General features: G+C 64.0%; 18 protein-coding genes. 15 read left to right on the top strand and 3 right to left on the bottom strand.

The window, feature by feature from the left end; all coding sequences use genetic code 11:
- The first annotated feature begins 50 nt into the window (after positions 1 to 50).
- From pyrH to AC0Z35_RS10885, 14 genes are all read left to right on the top strand, one after another.
- Positions 51 to 767 carry a UMP kinase gene (gene pyrH, locus AC0Z35_RS10950; protein WP_046807187.1) on the top strand — a complete coding sequence of 239 codons (717 nt, stop codon included), beginning with the start codon at positions 51 to 53 and terminating at the stop codon, positions 765 to 767.
- Between the two features lie 15 nt (positions 768 to 782).
- Positions 783 to 1,343 (top strand): ribosome recycling factor, encoded by a 561-nt coding sequence (frr, locus tag AC0Z35_RS10945; protein WP_046807186.1) that lies wholly within the window; start codon positions 783 to 785, stop codon positions 1,341 to 1,343.
- A 179-nt stretch (positions 1,344 to 1,522) separates the two neighbouring features.
- A complete protein-coding gene (gene uppS, locus AC0Z35_RS10940; RefSeq protein WP_046807185.1) occupies positions 1,523 to 2,287 on the top strand; it encodes a polyprenyl diphosphate synthase in 765 nt (254 codons plus the stop codon).
- Between the two features lie 52 nt (positions 2,288 to 2,339).
- Positions 2,340 to 3,197 (top strand): phosphatidate cytidylyltransferase, encoded by an 858-nt coding sequence (locus AC0Z35_RS10935; RefSeq protein WP_046807184.1) that lies wholly within the window; start codon positions 2,340 to 2,342, stop codon positions 3,195 to 3,197.
- Positions 3,194 to 4,393, top strand: a complete 1,200-nt coding sequence (locus tag AC0Z35_RS10930; protein ID WP_314364241.1) for a 1-deoxy-D-xylulose-5-phosphate reductoisomerase — start codon at positions 3,194 to 3,196, stop codon at positions 4,391 to 4,393. The genes AC0Z35_RS10935 and AC0Z35_RS10930 overlap by 4 nt, the downstream gene beginning before the upstream one ends.
- A 43-nt stretch (positions 4,394 to 4,436) precedes the next feature.
- Entirely contained in the window at positions 4,437 to 5,768 is a 1,332-nt protein-coding gene (gene rseP / locus AC0Z35_RS10925) for an RIP metalloprotease RseP (protein WP_485131956.1), read from the top strand.
- A 53-nt stretch (positions 5,769 to 5,821) separates the two neighbouring features.
- Positions 5,822 to 8,155 (top strand): outer membrane protein assembly factor BamA, encoded by a 2,334-nt coding sequence (bamA, locus tag AC0Z35_RS10920; RefSeq protein WP_046807181.1) that lies wholly within the window; start codon positions 5,822 to 5,824, stop codon positions 8,153 to 8,155.
- A 109-nt stretch (positions 8,156 to 8,264) separates the two neighbouring features.
- Complete coding sequence (locus AC0Z35_RS10915) at positions 8,265 to 8,825, top strand: OmpH/Skp family outer membrane protein (protein ID WP_046807180.1); 561 nt, start codon at positions 8,265 to 8,267, stop codon at positions 8,823 to 8,825.
- Between the two features lie 17 nt (positions 8,826 to 8,842).
- On the top strand, positions 8,843 to 9,940 hold the full coding sequence (gene lpxD, locus AC0Z35_RS10910; protein WP_046807179.1) for a UDP-3-O-(3-hydroxymyristoyl)glucosamine N-acyltransferase: 1,098 nt from the start codon (positions 8,843 to 8,845) through the stop codon (positions 9,938 to 9,940).
- A 67-nt stretch (positions 9,941 to 10,007) separates the two neighbouring features.
- On the top strand, positions 10,008 to 10,463 hold the full coding sequence (gene fabZ / locus AC0Z35_RS10905) for a 3-hydroxyacyl-ACP dehydratase FabZ (protein ID WP_006219108.1): 456 nt from the start codon (positions 10,008 to 10,010) through the stop codon (positions 10,461 to 10,463).
- The gene (gene lpxA, locus AC0Z35_RS10900; RefSeq protein WP_104145642.1) at positions 10,464 to 11,258 is read left to right on the top strand and encodes an acyl-ACP--UDP-N-acetylglucosamine O-acyltransferase; all 795 of its coding nucleotides are present in this window, start codon (positions 10,464 to 10,466) and stop codon (positions 11,256 to 11,258) included. It abuts the gene before it with no gap.
- Complete coding sequence (lpxB, locus tag AC0Z35_RS10895) at positions 11,255 to 12,451, top strand: lipid-A-disaccharide synthase (protein WP_485131955.1); 1,197 nt, start codon at positions 11,255 to 11,257, stop codon at positions 12,449 to 12,451. Before lpxA ends, lpxB begins: the two co-directional genes overlap by 4 nt.
- Positions 12,438 to 13,046 (top strand): ribonuclease HII, encoded by a 609-nt coding sequence (gene rnhB / locus AC0Z35_RS10890; protein WP_046807176.1) that lies wholly within the window; start codon positions 12,438 to 12,440, stop codon positions 13,044 to 13,046. Before lpxB ends, rnhB begins: the two co-directional genes overlap by 14 nt.
- Positions 13,043 to 13,822, top strand: a complete 780-nt coding sequence (locus AC0Z35_RS10885; RefSeq protein ID WP_485131954.1) for a TrmH family RNA methyltransferase — start codon at positions 13,043 to 13,045, stop codon at positions 13,820 to 13,822. The genes rnhB and AC0Z35_RS10885 overlap by 4 nt, the downstream gene beginning before the upstream one ends.
- Before the next feature lie 599 nt (positions 13,823 to 14,421).
- On the opposite strand, the gene ppsR is transcribed toward AC0Z35_RS10885, so the two are convergent.
- Positions 14,422 to 15,249 (bottom strand): posphoenolpyruvate synthetase regulatory kinase/phosphorylase PpsR, encoded by an 828-nt coding sequence (gene ppsR, locus AC0Z35_RS10880; RefSeq protein WP_046807173.1) that lies wholly within the window; start codon positions 15,247 to 15,249, stop codon positions 14,422 to 14,424.
- A 181-nt stretch (positions 15,250 to 15,430) separates the two neighbouring features.
- Here ppsR and ppsA point away from each other — a divergent pair, with 181 nt between their 5' ends.
- The gene (gene ppsA / locus AC0Z35_RS10875) at positions 15,431 to 17,797 is read left to right on the top strand and encodes a phosphoenolpyruvate synthase (protein WP_046807172.1); all 2,367 of its coding nucleotides are present in this window, start codon (positions 15,431 to 15,433) and stop codon (positions 17,795 to 17,797) included.
- A gap of 85 nt (positions 17,798 to 17,882) precedes the next feature.
- Here the strand turns inward: ppsA and AC0Z35_RS10870 are convergent, their stop codons facing one another.
- Together AC0Z35_RS10870 and AC0Z35_RS10865 are read right to left on the bottom strand one after the other, a co-directional pair.
- Positions 17,883 to 18,812: a bifunctional transcriptional activator/DNA repair enzyme AdaA gene (locus AC0Z35_RS10870; protein ID WP_485131953.1), complete on the bottom strand. Its 930-nt coding sequence runs from the start codon at positions 18,810 to 18,812 to the stop codon at positions 17,883 to 17,885.
- 94 nt (positions 18,813 to 18,906) lie between these two features.
- On the bottom strand, positions 18,907 to 19,644 hold the full coding sequence (locus AC0Z35_RS10865) for a glutamine amidotransferase (protein ID WP_046807171.1): 738 nt from the start codon (positions 19,642 to 19,644) through the stop codon (positions 18,907 to 18,909).
- Between the last annotated feature and the right edge of the window lie 60 nt (positions 19,645 to 19,704).

Below are 19,704 nucleotides of genomic sequence, written 5' to 3'. Positions count from 1 at the left end.
CCTCATTCTTGTCATACACTTTCGTCGGATTGTTCTTCGGGATATCACCTATGAGCAGCAGAGCATACAAACGGGTTCTTCTCAAACTTTCCGGCGAGGCGCTGATGGGCGAGGATGCTTTTGGCATCAATCGTTCCACCATCGTCCGCATGACCGATGAGATCGCCGAAGTCGCCGCCACGGGCGTCGAACTGGCCATCGTCATTGGCGGAGGTAACATTTTCCGTGGTGTCGCCCCGGGTGCGCAGGGCATGGACCGCGCCACCGCCGACTACATGGGCATGATGGCCACCATCATGAACGCGCTTGCCCTGCAAGACGCGCTGAAGCACAAGGGCATCGACACCCGCGTACAATCCGCCCTGAACATCGATCAGGTCGTCGAACCCTACATCCGCCCGAAGGCTTTGCGCTACCTCGAAGAGGGCAAGGTCGTCATCTTCGCCGCGGGCACGGGCAACCCCTTCTTCACGACCGACACCGCCGCCGCCTTGCGTGGCGCGGAAATCGGCGCGGAGATCGTGTTGAAAGCCACTAAAGTGGACGGCATCTACAGTGCGGATCCCAACAAGGATCCCACCGCGACGCGTTATTCGCGGATCAGCTTCGATGAAGCGATCGTGCGCCGTCTGGAAGTCATGGACGCCACGGCCTTCGCACTGTGCCGTGACCAGAAACTGCCGATCAAAGTGTTTTCGATCAATAAGTCCGGCGCGCTCAAGCGAGTGGTCAGCGGTGAAGACGAAGGCACGTTGGTACACGTTTAAAGAAAAGGAAATTCCATGAGCGCAGCAGAAATTCGCAAATCCGCCGAAGCCAGGATGGCCAAGTCGCTTGATACGCTCAAGATCAACCTGGGCAAGATCCGGACGGGCCGCGCCCACACCGGCATCCTGGACCACGTGCAGGTCGAGTACTACGGCTCGCCGGTTCCGGTCGGCCAGGTCGCCAACGTGAACCTCGTGGACGCCCGCACCATCAGCGTGCAGCCCTACGAAAAGCACATGGCCGGCCCGATCGAAAAGGCCATCCGTGAATCGGATCTGGGCCTGAACCCGATCTCGATGGGCGATACCATCCGCGTGCCGATGCCCGCCCTGACCGAAGAGCGCCGCCGCGATCTGACCAAGGTTGTGCGCAGCGAAGGCGAAGACGCCAAGATCGCCGTGCGCAACCTGCGTCGTGAAGCGAACGAAGCCCTGAAGAAGCTGGTCAAGGACAAGGAAATCTCCGAGGACGACGAACGTCGTGCGCAGGACGATGTCCAGAAGCTGACCGATCGCGCCGTGGCCGACATCGACAAGATGGTCGTCCAGAAAGAAGCGGAAATCATGACCGTATAATCCGTGGTTACTTCGGGGCGAGCGGCTTGGCCGTATCGCCCCGGCGTCAGGATTTTCTTGCCCATGCGCCGTCCTTACCATTGCTTCGCAGCACCCTTACGCAGCAATGGAACGACGGCGCAGGTTTTTCTCCCGTAGTTTCGATATTGGCCGGCTTTCCGCGCTTAAGTCCCACATCCATGGCAACCAGTTCGACCCAGGCGGTTCCCGATACTCGCGACATCCCAGAACACGTGGCCATCATCATGGACGGCAACGGGAGATGGGCCACGCGACGGCTGCTGCCTCGCACGGCCGGCCACGCCAAGGGCGTGCAGGCGGTACGCCGAGTGGTTGAAGCTTGCGGTCGCGCGGGCGTGCGCTATCTGACGCTGTTTGCGTTCAGCTCTGAAAACTGGCGCCGGCCCGCCGAGGAAGTCTCGCTGCTGATGCGCCTGTTCGTGCAGGCGCTTGAACGCGAAATCGGCAAGCTCGACGAGCAGGGCGTGCGCTTGCACGTCATCGGCGACCTGAGCGCGTTCGAACCCCGCTTGCAAGAGCTGATCCTGGCCGCGCAGGCGCGCACCGCCCACAACGACCGCTTGCACCTGACGGTGGCGGCCAACTACGGCGGCCGCTGGGACATTCTTCAAGCCACGCGCGCCATGCTCGCGGCCGAGCCCGAGCTGGCCGCCCACCCCGAGCGCGTCGACGAAGAGCGGCTGGCCCGGCACCTGTCGATGTCCTGGGCGCCCGAGCCCGACCTGTTCATCCGCACCGGCGGCGAGCAGCGCATTTCCAATTTCCTGATCTGGCAGATGGCGTACGCGGAGTTCTACTTCACGGATCGCTATTGGCCGGATTTCGGCGCCGCCGAATTGCAGGCGGCGTTTGACTGGTATCGCACCCGCGAACGCCGCTTCGGCCGCACCAGCGCGCAAGTCAGCGAAACCGGCGCGCAGTAAGCAGACCGCGACAAGCGTGTCTTTCCAGAGCAGCACACGAGGAGACCGTCATATGTTGGGCCAGCGTATCGTTACCGCCGTCATCCTGTTGGCCATTCTGGCCGCCGCGATGATCAGCGCGAATCCCTGGTGGTTTGTTGCCTTGCTGGCCCTGGCCGCCGCGTGCGCCAACTGGGAATGGCTGCGATTGACGCTGCCCCAGCCCCCGTCCCCCCTGATTGCCATCGGCGTCGCCGTGCTGCTGTTTTGCGGCATGCTGGCGCTGGCGTCGGCCTGGCTGGCGGGCAACGGCGTGGGCTGGCGCGATCCTACGTGGGTGTTGCGCTATGTGGTGCCGGCCGTGGCGGCCGTCTGGTTGTTGGGCGGCTTCACGGCCGTAATCCAGGGCCGTTCCGACGCTTCGCCTGCCAGCCTGGGCTGGTCCGTCTTCTCGGTGCCCGCCGCGTTTGCGGCCTGGGCGGTGCTGGCGCAGATGTTCATCGCGCGCGGCGCGGGGTTCGTGGTGTCGCTGCTGGCGCTGGTTTGGGTGGCCGACATTGCCGCTTATTTCGCCGGCCGTGCATTCGGCAAGCGTAAACTGGCTCCTCGGGTCAGCCCGGGCAAGACCATCGAGGGCGCCGTTGCCGGCGTGTTGGGCGCCGTGATCTGGATCGGCTTGTCCAGCCTGTGGGACGGCTCGTTCGGACATGCGCTGGTTGAACGCTGGAGCTTCTGGCTGGCGCTGCCCATTGCCGCCTTGCTGGGCGTGGTGTCCATTGTTGGCGACCTGTTCGAATCGCTGCTCAAGCGCCGCGCCGGCCGCAAGGATTCCAGCACGCTGCTGCCCGGCCACGGCGGGGTCTATGACCGCATCGATGCGATTCTTCCGGTGGCCCCCTTTGCGCTACTTTTGTCTGGAGTGTTGTTTTGACGGCTTTTCAACGCGTCGTCGTGCTGGGGTCGACCGGGTCGATCGGTGAAAGCACGCTGGATGTGATTGCCCGCCACCCCGATCGGCTGGCGGTTTATGCGCTGTCCGCGTACAGCCGGATGGAACGCTTGGCGCAACAGGCGCAGGCCAGCCGCGCCGCTGTTGTCGTGGTGCCGGATGACGCGGCGCGCAAGCAATTCACCGCCGCCTGGACAGGCAAGCAGCCGATGCCCGAAATCCGCGTCGGCGCCCAGGCGCTGGCGGACACCGCGGCCGACCCGGAATGCGATTCGGTCATGGCCGCCATCGTCGGCGCTGCCGGTTTGCCCGCCGCGCTGGCGGCGGCCCGTAGCGGCAAGCGCGTGTTGCTGGCCAACAAGGAAGCCCTGGTCGCGGCCGGGTCCTTGTTCATGCAGGCCATCCGCGACCACGGCGCCGAGCTGCTGCCCATCGACAGCGAGCACAACGCCATTTTCCAATGCCTGCCCCACGGCGGGCGGGCGCAAGCGCCCGATGCACCCGCCCCGGGCGTGCGCCGTCTGCTTCTGACGGCCTCTGGCGGCCCGTTCCGCGGACGCGACCTTGAAGACCTGCACGATGTGACGCCCGCCCAGGCATGCGCTCATCCCAACTGGAGCATGGGCCGCAAGATCTCGGTGGACTCGGCCACCATGCTGAACAAAGGCCTGGAAGTGATCGAGGCGCATTGGCTGTTCGCCATGCCGGCCGATCGCATCGAAGTCGTGGTGCACCCGCAAAGCGTCGTGCATTCGATGGTCGAATACGACGACGGTTCGGTGCTGGCGCAGCTGGGGCAGCCCGACATGCGCACGCCCATCGCCTACGGGCTGGGCTTTCCCGACCGCCTGGCCAGCGGCGTGGGCCCGCTGGACCTGACGCGTCTGGGCCGGCTGGATTTCGAAAAGCCCGATCTGGCCCGCTTTCCCTGCCTGGCGCTGTCTTTTGCCGCGCTGCGGGCTGGGCAGGGCGCCTGCGTGGCGCTGAACGCCGCCAACGAAGTCGCCGTGGCGGCATTCCTGGATGGCCGCCTTCCCTACACCTGGATCGCGCGCGTCATCGAAGCCACCCTGGAGTGGCAAGCCGCCCGGGCATCTGTTACGCTCAACAGTCTTGACGAAGTGCTGGCGCTGGATGCCGACGCGCGCATCTTCGCCGGTAACCTTGGGCTGGCCTGATGGCTGGCCCCGCTTGCTTCTGATTCCCTAGATCCCGATCCCGATGCTTTTCACCCTGCTGGCCTTTGCGGTAGCGCTTGGCTCCCTGATCACCTTCCATGAGCTGGGGCACTATTGGGTGGCTCGGCTTTGCGGCGTCAAGGTGCTGCGGTTTTCGCTGGGCTTTGGCAAGGTCATCTTGCGTCGCACGGATAAAAACGGCACCGAATGGGCCGTTTCGGCGTTGCCGCTGGGCGGCTACGTCAAAATGCAGGACGACGCGCCCGCCGGGGCCAGCCCGGCCGAGGCCGCCAGCGCGTTCAACAACAAATCCGTGGGCAAGCGCATTGCCATCGTTGCCGCGGGCCCCATCTTCAACCTGATCCTGGCGGTCTTCCTGTACGCCGGCCTGAACATGGCCGGCACGGACGAACCGCAGGCCATCATCGCCCAACCCGCTGCTGAGACGCCCGCTGCAAATGCCGGTCTGCTTGCGGGCGACCGCATCCTGGCCGTGGATGGCCAGGAAATTGCCTCGTGGTCCGACGCCCGCTGGCGCCTGATGGACGTCATGTCCACCGGCGGCCGCGCGCTGATCGAAGTCAGCACCCCTTCCGGCGCCGTCCAGCAACGCGAGCTCAATCTGCCGCCCAACGCCATGGACCCGTCCTCGGGCGATCCCCTGGCCGCTGCCGGCATCCGCCTGGCCCAGCCCAAGCCCGGCGTGCGCGCCGTGAACGACGGCGGCGAAGGGCAGGCGGCGGGCATGCGTACCGGTGACCTGATCGTAGCCATCGACGGCCAGCCCACGCCGGAAACGGAATCGGTCATCAAGCAAATCCAGCAAAGCGCCGGGCAGACGCTGACGCTGACCCTGCTGCGCGATGGCGCCAATATTTCGCTGAACGTGACGCCGCGCGCTGAAACGGTCAACGGCCAGGAAATCGGCCGCTTGGGCGTGCAACTGGGCGGCGACGTGCCGATGGTCACCGTTCGCTATGGCCTGTTCGAAAGCGTATGGCGCGGTGCCGTCCGCACCTGGGATACCGCCTGGTTCTCGCTGCGCATGATGGGCCGCATGGTCACCGGCGATATCTCGTGGCGCAACGTCAGCGGCCCGGTCACCATCGCCGACTACGCCGGCCAGACCGCCCGGATCGGCATTGTTGCGTATATCGCCTATATTGCCTTGATCAGTATCAGCCTGGGCGTACTAAATTTGCTGCCCATTCCTATGCTGGACGGCGGCCATCTGCTGTACTATCTCGTCGAAATTGTGCGGGGTAGCCCGCCGCCAGCGAGGTGGATCGATATCGGACAGCGCGCCGGCATAGGTTTATTGGCAGGCCTGATGGGCCTTGCGCTGTTCAACGATTTCACGCGTTTATTCACGTAAACGCGATTTAGCATAAAATCCCCCGCCATTTGCACGACCGAGGATACTCAAGGATGTCTTTTCGCCGGATGTTTCATCACAAAAAGGGTGTACTGCCGGGTCTCATCGCCGCATTAATGCTGCCGGCCATGGCCCAAGCCTTCGACCCTTTTGTCGTGCGGGATATCCGCGTAGAGGGTATTCAACGGACTGACGCCGGCACCGTCTTCGGTTATCTCCCCGTCAAGGTGGGCGAGAAATTCACCGAAGAAGAGGCCACCGAAGCCATCCGTCGCCTGTACGGCACGGGCTTTTTCACCGACGTGCAAATCCAGACGGACAACAACGTCGTGGTGGTCGTTGTGCAAGAGCGCCCGACCATCGCCTCCGTCAACTTCAACGGCATGCGTGAATTCGACTCCAAGGCGATCACCACGTCGCTGGGGCAGGTCGGTTTCGCCGAAGGCCGCATTTTCGACCGCTCGATGCTCGAGCGCGCGGAATACGAACTGAAGCAGCAATACCTGTCCAAGGGCAAGTACGGCGTCGAAGTCACCTCTACCGTGACCCCGCTGCCGCGCAACCGCGTGGGCGTGAGCTTCGACGTGTTTGAAGGGTCGGTTGCCCGCATCCAGGAAATCCGCTTCGTCGGCAACAAGGCCTTCTCGGAAAGCGACCTGCTTGACGAGTTCAAGCTGACGACGCCGGGCTGGTTGACCTGGTACACCGATACCGACAAGTATTCCCGCGAAAAGCTGGAAGGCGACCTTGAGCGCCTGCGTTCGTTCTACCTGGACCAGGGTTACCTGGAGTTCACGGTCGAGCCCCCGCAGGTCACCATTTCGCCTGACCGCAAAGACATCCGCATTACGATTACCGTTCACGAAGGCGAGCCCTACAAGGTGCGCAGCGTGAAGCTGGCCGGCAACCTGCTGGGCCTGGACAAGGAAATCAATGCCCTGGTGCAGACCAAACCCAACGAGACGTTCTCGGCCGCCAAGGCCAACGACTCGGCCAAGGCCATTACCGACTACCTGGGCGAATTGGGCTACGCCTTCGCCAACGTCAACCCGAACCCGCAGCTGGACCGCGCCAAGCACGAAGCCGACCTGACGTTCTACGTCGACCCGAGCCGCCGTGTGTACGTGCGCCGCATCCAGATCGGTGGCAACACCCGCACGCGCGACGAAGTCGTGCGCCGCGAAATGCGCCAGCAGGAAGCCGCCTGGTACGACGCCAAGGACATCAAGACGTCCCGCGACCGCGTCGACCGCCTGGGTTATTTCAGCGACGTCAACGTCAAGACCGATCCCGTCCCCGGTTCGCCCGACCAGGTTGATGTGAACGTGGACGTGAAAGAAAAGCCCACCGGCATGATCAACCTGGGCGTGGGCTACGGATCGTCCGAAAAGGCGATTCTGTCGGCCGGTATCAGCGAAGACAACGTTTTCGGCAGCGGCACCAACCTGACGCTGCAATTGAACACCAGCAAGACGAACCGCGCGGTCGTGCTGTCGCACACCGACCCGTACTGGACCAAGGAAGGCATCAGCCGCACGACGTCCGCGTACTACCGCGTGACCGAGCCCTGGAACAACAACGACGGCGACTACCGCGTCAAGGCGCTCGGCCTGGGCATGAACTTCGGCATTCCGATTTCGGAATACGACCGGATCTTCCTGGGTGCCAACTACGAACACAACCAGATCGACCTGTTCACGAACTCGCCGCAGGCCTACCGCGACTTCGTAAGTCAGTACGGCGATTCGACGAACGCGGTCATCTTCAGCACCGGCTGGTCCAAGGACACGCGTGACAGCGCGCTGGCGCCGACCAAGGGCTCGTACACGCGCCTGAAGGCCGACGTATCCACCGTCGACCTGCAATACACGATGTTGACCGGCCAACAGCAGTACTTCGTGCCGCTGGGTGGCTCGTACACGCTGGCCTTGAACGGCATGGTCGATTGGGGCAACAGCTACGGCAGCAAGAATTATCCCGTCATCAAGAACGTGTATGCCGGCGGTATCGGCACCGTTCGCGGGTATGAAGGGTCGTCGCTGGGTCCGCGCGATACGCTGACCGGCGATTACCTGGGCGGTACGCGTCGTGTCGTGGCCAACGCGCAGTTGTATCTGCCGTTCCCGGGCGCCACCAAGGACCGCACGCTGCGTTGGTTCATCTTCAGCGATGCAGGCCAGGTCGCTGCCGGCAGTGGTCTGAGCTGCACCCGGGGCCGCAACAACACCGAGGTCGAGGATCCTTGCGGCTGGCGTTTCTCGGCGGGTGTCGGCCTGTCGTGGCAGTCGCCGATGGGACCGTTGCAGCTGTCTTACGCGCGTCCGCTGAACTCCAAGCAGGGTGACGACAAGCAAAGCTTCCAGTTCCAGATCGGTACCGGTTTCTAAGCGCGCCGTTACGCTTGAAAACAAGGGAGGGGCCCCATGGCCCGGCTCCCTTGCTGTTTAGTGGCACAATACACACTTTGGCTTTGCCTTACTGGAAGGTGAGATTTTCATGATGTCTGATTTCGCACTTAAATCATCGAATACGCCGCGCGCCAAGCGCCGTGGCAAGCTGGGCGGCTCCATTGCCCTGGTGGGTGCTCTCATTCTCGGTTCGGCTGCTGCGATTCCCGCGCAGGCTCAAAACACCAAGATCGGCTTCGTCAACACCGAGCGGATCCTGCGTGAATCGGGCCCGGCCAAGACGGCGCAAAGCAAGATCGAAGCCGAATTCAAGAAGCGCGACGACGAGCTCCAGCGCCTGAACAACAGCCTGCGTTCGCAAGCCGAGAAGTTCGACAAGGACGCTCCGGTTCTGTCGGAATCCGACCGCGTCAAGCGCCAGCGCGAACTGTCCAACCTGGATACCGACCTGCAACGCAAGCGTCGTGAATTCCAGGAAGACTTCAACCGCCGCCGCAATGAAGAGTTCTCGGGCATCGTCACGAAGGCCAACGAGGCCATCAAGCGCATCGCCGAGCAAGAAAGCTACGACCTGATCATCCAGGACGCCGTGACGGTCAACCCGCGCATCGACATCACCGACAAGGTGATTCAGAGCCTGGGCAAGTAAGCAGCACCCGTCACACCATGCCGGTTTTACTGGATCTTGCTCGCGCGCCGACTCTTGAAGCACTGTTGAGCGCCGCCAATACCCAGGGTATGGACTGGCGCATCAGCGCGCCCCAGGGCGCAGAACCTTTCAAGGTCTGCGGTATCGGGACGCTGTCTTCGGCGGGTAGCCAGGAAATCACGTTCCTGGCCAACCCCCGCTACCAGAGCCAACTGACCACCACGCAAGCCGGGGCGGTCATCGTCTCGGCCGACGTGGCCGAGGCGCTGGAAGCCCAGGGCGCCGATCGGCCGCCCTTTGCGCTGGTCGTCTGCAAACATCCCTATCTGCTGTATGCCCGTGTGGCCCAATGGTTCGACGCGGCGCGTCGTCCTGCGTTGCCGGGTTCCACGCATCCGTCCGCCGTTGTTGCGCCCGACGCCGTCCTTGAAGAGGGCGTGCGTATCGGCCCCAATTGCGTGGTCGAGGCGGGCGCCCGCATCGGTCGCGACACGGTCCTGGGACCGGGCTGCGTGGTCGGGGCGGGCTCGTCCATTGGTGCGGGCAGCCGCCTGCACGCACATGTCACCCTTTACGAAGGCGTGAAAGTGGGCGAGCGGGCCATCATTCACAGCGGCGCCGTGCTGGGCGCCGACGGTTTCGGCTTTGCGCCGGACCCGACGCTGGGGCAGGGCGCCTGGGGCAAGATTCCCCAGCTGGGCGGCGTGTCCGTGGGCAACGATGTCGAAATCGGGGCCAACACCACCGTCGACCGTGGCGCCTTGGACGACACCGTGGTGTCGGACGGCGTCAAGCTGGACAACCAGATCATGGTGGCGCACAACGTGCGCATCGGCGCGCATACCGCCGTGGCGGCGTGCGTCGGCATCGCCGGCTCAACCACCATTGGCGAACGCTGCACCATCGGCGGCGCCGCGATGCTGTCGGGCCATTTGACCCTGGGCGACGACGTGCACATCTCGGGTGGCACGGCGGTCACCTCCAGCATCACCAAGCCAGGCCGCTATACCGGGGTGTTCCCGTATGCCGAGCATGGCGACTGGCAGCGCAACGCCGCCGTGATACAACAGTTGGCGCAACTGCGCCGCCGCGTGCGCACGCTGGAAAAAGACTAGAGCGCGCAATTGCCGCCTGGGCGTGCACGCGCCAAAATTATTTCATCTCGCAGGAAAGCATAGAAAAATGGAACTCGACATCAAGGGGATCATGGAGAGGCTGCCGCATCGTTATCCGATGCTGCTGATTGATCGCGTCGTCGAAATGGTGCCCGGCAAGTCTATTGTCGCCATCAAGAATGTCTCGATCAATGAACCGTTTTTCAACGGCCACTTCCCCCACCATCCGGTGATGCCGGGCGTGCTCATCGTGGAAGCCATGGCGCAAGCTTCGGCACTGTTCTCGTTCACGGACGAAAACGGCGGCCTCAAATGCGATAGCTCCAAGACGGCCTACTATCTGGTCGGCGTCGACGGCGCGCGCTTCCGCCGCCCCGTGGTGCCGGGTGATCAACTGCGCATCGAAGTCGAAGCCGAACGTCTGAGCCGCAGCATCTGTAAGTACGCCGCGCGCGCGACGGTCGACGGACAAGAAGTGGCGTCCGCCAAGCTGATGTGCGCGATTCGCAGCCTGGAAGAGTAAATGGCAGGAAACATCCATCCCACCGCAGTCGTTGATCCGGCGGCAAAAATTGACCCGAGCGCCGTAATCGGCCCGTTCGCAATGGTGGGGCCAGACGTCACCATCGGAGCAGGGACCGAAATCGGCCCCTACTGCATGGTTGACGGCGTCACGACCATCGGGCGCGACAATCGTTTTTACCGCTACTGCTCGATCGGCGGCATGCCGCAAGACAAGAAGTACGCCGGTGAAAAGACGCGCCTGACGATCGGCGACCGCAATACCGTGCGCGAATTTGTCACGCTGAACACGGGCACCGTCCAAGATGGCGGCGAAACGACGCTGGGCAGTGACAACTGGATCATGGCGTATGTGCACGTGGCGCATGACTGCCACGTTGGCAGCCACACCATTCTGGCCAACTCGGTGCAGCTGGGCGGCCACGTGCATGTGGGCGACTGGGCCATCATCGGCGGCCTGACCGGCGTGCACCAGTTTGCCCGCGTGGGCGCGCACACCATGACGGGCGGCAACAGCTCGTTGATGCAGGATTCGCCGCCGTTCGTGCTGGCGGCGGGCAACCCGTGCCGGCCGGTGGGCATCAACGTCGAAGGCCTGAAGCGTCGCGGTTTTACCCCCGTAATGATTTCGGCCCTGCGCGAAGCCTACAAGATCATCTACCGCCGTGGTTTGCCGCTGGACGCGGCGCGCGCTGAATTGCACAAGCGCCAACAAGAAATTCCCGAAGCGGCCGAGCATCTGCAAACGCTGCTGGATTTCCTGGACGTCGCCTCGCGCGGCATCATTCGCCCATGAACACTCGGATCGGCATGGTGGCCGGCGAGCCTTCGGGCGACTTGCTGGCCGGTCGGATCATTGCCGGTCTGCAAGCCCGCGATGCCAGCGTGCAGTGCGAAGGCATCGGCGGCCCGCAAATGCAGGCCCGCGAATTTGACGCCTGGCATCCCATGCACGCGCTGACCGTGTTCGGCTACGTCGATGCGCTCAAGCGCCTGCCCAGCTTGCTGAGCACCTATCGCGACGTCAAGCGCCGCTGGCTGGCCGAGCCGCCCAAGGTCTTCGTGGGCATCGATGCCCCCGACTTCAACCTGCGGCTGGAACATCAGCTACGCCTGGCCGGTACCCCTACGGTGCATTTCGTCGGCCCGTCCATCTGGGCGTGGCGCTACGAACGCATTCATAAGATCCGTGAGTCCGTGTCGCACATGCTGGTGCTTTTCCCGTTCGAGGAAGAGATCTACCGCAAGGAAAACATTCCGGTCACCTACGTGGGCCACCCGCTTGCCGGCGCCATCCCGATGCAGCCGGACCGCGCTGCCGCGCGCGCAAGCCTGGGCATCGACCCGAACGCGCGCGTGCTGGCGATTTTGCCCGGTAGCCGTTCGTCCGAAATCCGCCTGCTGGCGCCGCGCTTTTTGCAGGCTGCCCAGCTGTTAATGAAGAAAGATCCCGCCCTGCAGTGCGTCGTGCCGATGGTTAACGACCAGCGCCGCGCCGAATTCCAGGCGATTCTGGCTCAGCACCCGGTGCCCGGCCTGCGCTGCATTACCGCCGACGACCTGCATGGCGCCGGCGGCGATCGCAAGGCGCCCGTGGCATGGTCCGTGATGGAAGCGGCCAACGCGGTGTTGGTGGCCAGCGGCACGGCCACGTTGGAAACGGCGCTGTACAAGCGCCCCATGGTGATTTCGTACGTGTTGTCGCCCTGGATGCGCCGCATCATGACGTGGAAGTCGGGGCAGCAGCGGCCTTACCTGCCGTGGGTGGGCCTGCCCAATGTGCTGTTGCGCGATTTCGCGGTGCCTGAATTGCTGCAAGACGACGCAACGCCCGAAAAGCTGGCCGAGGCGACCTGGGCGTCCTTGACCGACGATGCGCTGATCGCCCGCGTCGAGGCCCGCTTTACCGCCATGCACCAGGAATTGCTGCGCGACACGCCGGCCCTGGCGGCCCAGGCGATTCTGGAGGTGGCGGGTGGAACAGCCTGAATTGTTCGCGGCCCCCGTGCAACCCGCCATGGTGACGGCGGGCGTGGACGAGGCGGGCCGTGGCCCGCTTGCCGGCGCGGTCTATGCCGCGGCGGTGATCCTGAACCCGGCGCGGCCCATCGATGGGCTGGCCGATTCCAAGGTGCTTAAAGCCGCCACCCGCGAGGCGCTGGCGCTTGAGATCCAGGAATACGCCTTGGCCTGGTGCGTTGCCAGTGCCAGCGTGCAGGAAATCGATACCCTGAACATCCTGCGGGCCACGATGCTGGCCATGCAACGGGCGGTGCAGGGCTTGTCCTTGCCCGCGCAACTGGCCTTGGTGGACGGCAACCAGGCGCCCAAGCTGGGTTGCACCGTGCAGACGGTCATCAAGGGCGATGCGCTGGTGCCGGCAATTTCCGCTGCCTCCATCCTGGCCAAGACCGCGCGCGATGCCGATCTGGTGCGCCTGCACAGCCTGTATCCGCAATACGCCTTTGACCAGCACAAGGGCTACGGCACCGCGCTGCACCTGCAAATGCTGCGCGAACACGGCCCTTGCGCGGAACACCGCCGCAGCTTCGCTCCGATCAAGGCGTTTGGCCTGGCGTCATGAAGCACATCAGTTCCCGCGACAATCCGGCGGTCAAGGCCTTGGCCAAATTGGCCGGCACGGCCGGCAAACGCGGCGCGCCCGTATTGCTGGACGGCGTGCACCTGTGCCAGGCCTGGTTGCAGCACCACGGTGCGCCGGACCAGGCCATCTTCGATGTGGACCGCCTGGCACAACCCGATATCGCCGCGCTGGCAGCCGCGGTTCCCGACGCCCGCTGCCTGGCGCTGGATGCACGCCTGATGCAGTCGCTGGCCAGCGTGGAAAGCGGGCAGGGCGTGGCCTTTCTGGTCACTCCCACGCCGTTGGAATTGCCGGCCGACATCGACGAAAACTGCGTGCTGTTCGACCGTATCCAAGACCCCGGCAACGTCGGCACGCTGCTGCGCACCTGCGCGGCGGCCGGCGTGAAACGTGTGTTCCTGGCAACGGGTACCGCCGCCGCGTGGTCGCCCAAGGTCTTGCGCAGCGGCCAAGGCGCGCACTTCGCGCTGGCCATCCACGAACACGTTGACCTGCCCGCCTTATTGCCCAGCCTGCGCGTGCCGCTGGTAGCGACCGCCCTGGACGGCGCACAGAACCTGTACGAAGGTGCGTTGCCGGCCCGGTGCGCCTGGGTCTTCGGGCACGAGGGCCAGGGCGTGGATCCCGCTTTGCTGGCCGCCGCCCGGCTCAAGGTCTGCATCCCCCACGACATGGCCGCCGTCGAGTCCCTGAACGTCGGCGCGGCTGCCGCGATCTGCCTGTTCGAGCAGCGGCGCCAAGCGCTTCGTTATTGAAACCACAGGGTTTGCAAGAGTCGGTGGCGGTCATAGACTGCGCGTTTTGACTTCTTCCGAGGTGGCTATGACGGCATCGCCGGCTCACAGGATCTGGGCGGAAAGGTTGCAAGGGCGCCCTGCGCGTATCTGGCGGGCGTTGCTGCTGGCGTCCGCATGCGCGCTTGCGCTGGGCGCCTGCACGTCTGGCATGCAGATAATCGGCATGACGCCCGTGGCTGCCGCGGATCCGGTCCACACTATCCGGTTGTCTCGCGCCGTCATCGCCGCTGGGCCTGAGGGCAACAGCGTGACTTTGCCAGCCGGGTCGCAGTGGCGCCGAGTGGGCGCCCTGCCTGAGGGAGACGTCTACCGTTCGGTGAGTGGCCCGTTTACTCTTCAGCCGAGGCGGCAAGGCGAGGCCTATCTGGTGGCCTCGTCAGGCAGACTTCTGGGTTTTTACCTGCCGGCGGAAAGCGCGTATTTGGCGCTGTCTCGTTCTGTCATATTGCCCGTGGGGATGCGGCAATGAAACCGTGGAGCGCGCCAAGTTCTGGCCCACGCCCATTTTTATTGAATAGGCCAAGCTTGGGCGCACCATTGGTGCGCCCAAGTTTTTTTCAGCCCCGATCCAGGCCCACTTCCTGCAACACCGTCGTCGCGATTTCTTCAATCGATTTGGTGGTGCTGGACAGCCACGAAATGCCTTCACGGCGCATCATCCGTTCGGCTTCCGCCACTTCGTAGCGGCATTGTTCCAGCTGGGAATAGCGGCTGTTGGGGCGGCGTTCGTTGCGAACTTCTGCCAGGCGCTCGGGCTGGATCGACAGGCCGAACAGCTTGGCGCGGTGCGGGGCGATGGTTGAGGGCAGGGTGCCGCGTTCGAAATCGTCCGGCGTCAGCGGGAAGTTGGCGGCCTTGATGGCGTACTGCATCGCCAGGTACAGGCTGGTGGGGGTCTTGCCGCAGCGCGACACGCCCACCAGGATGACATCCGCCTGGTCCAGCTGGTTGACGAACTGGCCGTCGTCGTGGGCCAGGCTGAAGTTGATGGCGTCGATACGGTTGCGGTACTTTTCGGAATTGGCCTGCATGTGCGACCGGCCGATCGAATGGCTGGACTTCAGGCCCAGCGCTTGCTCGATATGGCTGACGAAGGTGCCGAACAGGTCCATGAAGATGCCGTTCGCCTGGCGAACACGCGCCAGGATCTCGGGGTTGACCAAGGTGCTGAACACAATCGGGGGCACACCGGCTTCCAGGGCGCTGCGGTCGATGCGCATGGCGACTTCGGCGGCCTTTTCCAGGGTGTCGACGAACGGCAGCCGAATCGGCTTGAATTCCACCTCTTCGAACTGGGACAGCACCGACTGGCTGAAGGTCTCGGCGGTGATGCCGGTACTGTCGGAAACGATGTATACCGTGCGTGCGATCGGGGTAGATGTCATGTGTAAAAAATTCCAACCAGTCAGATAGCCCAGGGTACTCCACCGAGTACAATCAGGCCCCTATAAGTCACCCCAAGGGCGGTCCAAGGCCAGTTTGGTCAGCGTCTGAAAAAAGCAGTTTTTGTGCTTGTTTCGTGCTTTGACCTAACTCGCTTTCATTCCATTGTAAAAGGTGACTTCAATGTCGTATGTTGTTTTGTTCGAGCAGCTCCGCATGACGGACGTGGACTCGGTAGGAGGCAAGAACGCATCACTAGGCGAAATGATCAGCCAGCTGTCTGGCGCGGGCGTCCGCGTGCCGGGCGGCTTTGCCACGACCGCCGACGCCTTCCGTGATTTTCTGAAGGCCTCGGGCCTGGACAAGCGCATCGCTGAACGCCTGACCACGCTGAACCCCGAAGACGTGCGCGAGCTGGCCACCGCCGGCGCGCAGATCCGCCAATGGATCGTCGAAGCGCCGTTCTCGGCCGAATTCGAAGCACAAATCCGTGCAGCCTTTGCCAAGCTCGACGCTGACGGCAAGGGCTCGTTTGCCGTGCGCTCGTCCGCCACGGCGGAAGACCTGCCCGATGCGTCCTTCGCCGGCCAGCAGGAAACCTTCCTGAACGTTGTGGGCATCGACGACGTGCTGGACAAGATCCGCCACGTGTTCGCCTCGCTGTACAACGACCGCGCCATTTCCTATCGCGTGCACAAGGGCTACGCCCACGCCGATGTGGCGCTGTCGGCCGGCATCCAGCGCATGGTGCGTTCCGACAAGGGCAGCGCCGGCGTCATGTTCACCATCGATACCGAATCGGGCTTTGAAGACGTGGTGTTCATCACCTCGTCCTACGGCCTGGGCGAAACCGTCGTGCAAGGCGCCGTCAACCCCGACGAGTTCTACGTCTTCAAGCCCACGCTGGCCCAAGGCAAGTTCCCCATCGTCGGCCGCCGCATCGGTTCCAAGCTGATCAAGATGGAATTCGACCCCGAGCGTCCGGAAGGCCGCGCGGTGCGTACCGTTGACGTGCCCGTGTCCGAGCGCAACCGCTATTCGCTGACCGACGACGAAGTCAACGAACTGGCTCGCTACGCCGTCATCATCGAGCAGCACTACAAGCGCCCGATGGACATCGAATGGGGCCGTGACGGCGTTGACGGCAAGATCTACATCCTGCAAGCGCGCCCGGAAACGGTGAAGTCGCAGCAGGGCGTGAACGACGTGCAGCAGCGTTACCGCCTGAAGGCCACCGGCCAGGTCCTGATTACCGGCCGCGCGATCGGCCAGAAGATCGGCGCCGGCCCCGTGCGCGTGGTGGGCGACATCTCCGACATGGACAAGGTCCAGCCGGGCGATGTGCTGGTCACCGACATGACCGATCCCAACTGGGAACCCGTGATGAAGCGCGCCTCGGCCATCGTCACGAACCGTGGCGGCCGTACCTGCCACGCGGCGATCATCGCGCGCGAACTGGGCATTCCGGCGGTGGTGGGTTGCGGCAACGCCACCGACCTGCTCAAGGAAGGCCAGGCCGTGACCGTGTCTTGCGCGGAAGGCGACGAAGGCCGCATCTATGACGGCCTGATCGAAACCGAAGTCGAAGAAGTGCGCCGTGGCGAAATGCCCGCCATCGATCTGAAGATCATGATGAACGTGGGCAACCCCCAGCTGGCGTTCGACTTTGCGCAAATTCCCAACGGCGGCGTCGGCCTGGCGCGTCTGGAATTCATCATCAACAACAACATCGGCATCCACCCGAAGGCAGTCCTGGACTACCCGAACGTGGACGGCGAACTGAAGAAGGCCGTTGAATCGGCTGCCCGTGGGCACGCCAGCCCGCGCGCGTTCTTCGTTGAAAAGATGGCCGAAGGCGTGGCCACGATTGCTGCCGCGTTCTACCCGAAGCCGGTCATCGTGCGCATGTCGGACTTCAAGTCCAACGAATACCGCAAGCTGGTGGGCGGTTCGCGCTACGAGCCCGAGGAAGAGAACCCCATGCTGGGCTTCCGTGGCGCTTCGCGCTACATCGCCGAGGACTTCGCCGAGTGCTTCCGCATGGAATGCGAAGCGCTCAAGAAGGTTCGCGACGACATGGGCCTGACCAACGTTGAAATCATGGTGCCGTTCGTGCGCACGCTGGGTCAGGCCGAAAAGGTCGTGAACCTGCTGGCCAAGCATGGCCTGGCTCGCGGTGAAAACGGCCTGAAGCTGATCATGATGTGCGAAGTGCCGTCCAACGCCATCCTGGCCGACGAATTCCTGCAATTCTTCGACGGCTTCTCGATCGGTTCCAACGACATGACCCAGCTCACGTTGGGCCTGGACCGCGATTCCGGCATGGAGCTCCTGGCTGCCGACTTCGACGAACGCGACGAAGCCGTGAAGTTCATGCTGCGCCGCGCGATCAAGGCTTGCCTGGCCGCCAACAAGTACGTGGGCATCTGCGGCCAAGGCCCCAGCGACCACCCCGACTTCGCGCAATGGCTCAAGGACGAAGGCATTCTGTCGATGTCGCTCAACCCGGATACGGTAGTCGACACCTGGCAGCGTCTGGCCAAGCAATAAGCGCCTGGCCCGTTCCAATAAAAAACCCCGCGTCCGATCAGGATGCGGGGTTTTTTCTTTGGCGCACGATGCGGGGGCGGGAGTGCTACGCCGCTTTCAATTCCCGCGCGATCAATTCCCGCTTGCGATCGATGCCCCAGCGGTACCCCGCCATGGACCCGTCCGTGCGCACCACGCGGTGGCACGGGATGGCCAGCGCAATGGAGTTGGTGGCGCAGGCGCGCGCCACCGCCCGCACGGCGCGGGGCGCACCGATGCGTTCGGCCACTTGCGTGTAGGTGACCGTGGTGCCCACCGGAATGTCGCGCAGTGCTTCCCATACCCGGCGCTGAAAAGCGGTGCCGCGCACGTCCAGCGGCAGGTCCAGCCCGCGCGACGGGTCTTCGACGAAGCTCACCACGGCGGCAACCCAGGTCTCAAACTCGGCATCCGCCCCGATCAGGCGGGCGGCCTTGAAGCGGTCTTGCAGGTTGCGGACCAGGTGTTCCGGGTCGGCGTCCAGCGAAATGTCGCAGATGCCCGTGCCGGTGGCCGCCACCAGCAAGGCGCCCAGCGAACACTGCGCCACGGCGAAGCGGATGTCGATGCCTGCGCCGTTCTTGCGAAAGGCGGTGGGCGTCATGCCCAGGATGGCCGGGGCGGCTTCGTAGAACCGGCCGCTGGAGTTGAAGCCGGCGTCGTACATCGCGTCGGTGACGCTGGCGCTGCTTTCCAGTTGCTGGCGCGCGCGGGCGGCGCGCAGCGCGTTGGCGTAGGCCTTGGGCGTGATGCCGGTGGCTGCCTTGAATACGCGGTGAAAGTGAAAGCGGCTCATGCCGGCTTGTTCGGCCAGCGTGGACAGGTCGGGCGGCTGCTCGGCCTCAAGGGCGCGGCAGGCGCGTTCGACGACGGCGGCATGCTGTTTGCTTAACAACTCTTTGCTTACAAGCTGTTTGCTTACTAGCTGTTTGCTTAAACCGGCTGCGGCTGCGGCTGCGGCGGGCGGCTGCTTGCTTGCGGCGGCGATGGGGCTCATCGAAGACTCCTGACATGCGCGTAATGGATTGCGCTTTAGATTCATGGTCTCAGTTGCCGACTCGCCCCGCACTCCGGATGTTGCGCGCCGCCGTTCAGGCCGGCGCGTAAGCGTCCAGGAAGCGGCGCAGCAGCCCCCCGGCCACGGGCGTGGCGCGCACGTTCGCGGTCAGGTCCGGAAGGTCCAGGTTTTCCGCCGCGTAACGTCGGCCATAGCGATCCAGGTGGGCGCGAATGAAGTCGGGGCCAAATTCGGGATGGAACTGGGTCGAAAACACATTGCGGCCGATGCGGATCATCTGGTGTTCGTCCAGGTCCGAGCGCGCCAGCACGGCCGAGCCGGGCGGCGGCTGCAACACGGTCTGGGCATGCAGCATCTGGGCGGGAAACGTGCCGGGCAGGCCGGCCAGCAACTTGTCGCCCGAGGCCGGCGGCAGCAGCTCGACGGTTTGCGTGCCGACTTCGCGGCCGGCCGGGTTGTAGCCCACCTTGCCGCCCAGCGCATAAGCCAGCAACTGGTGGCCGTAGCACACGCCGAACATGGGCAACTCGGCGGCGGCGGCCTCGCGCAGCCAGGCGGCCGTGTCTTCGCTCCAGGGTTCCTTATCGGTAACCATGGCGGGCGATCCGGTGATGAGGGCGGCGCGATAGTGCGCCGGCGATTGTGGGCGCTGGCCTTCGTGCACGGCAACGATCTCAACCGCGTCGGCCGTCAGGCCGGCGGCCTGGGTCAGTTGTTCGGCATAGCCGCCGAACTGGCTTTTAAGCGTGTCGTCCGGATCGCCGGTATGCAGGATCAGGACGGGTAGGGCGGAAGGTGTTGCAGCGGTCATGGATCGATGTGCTTGAAAAGGCGGACGCGGGCCATCCGGGTGGGATCGTCGCGTCAGGCG

Source organism: Achromobacter sp. 1L-A-4-B-C2 (assembly GCF_057291955.1).
This window is presented reverse-complemented; position numbering and strand designations above follow the sequence as displayed.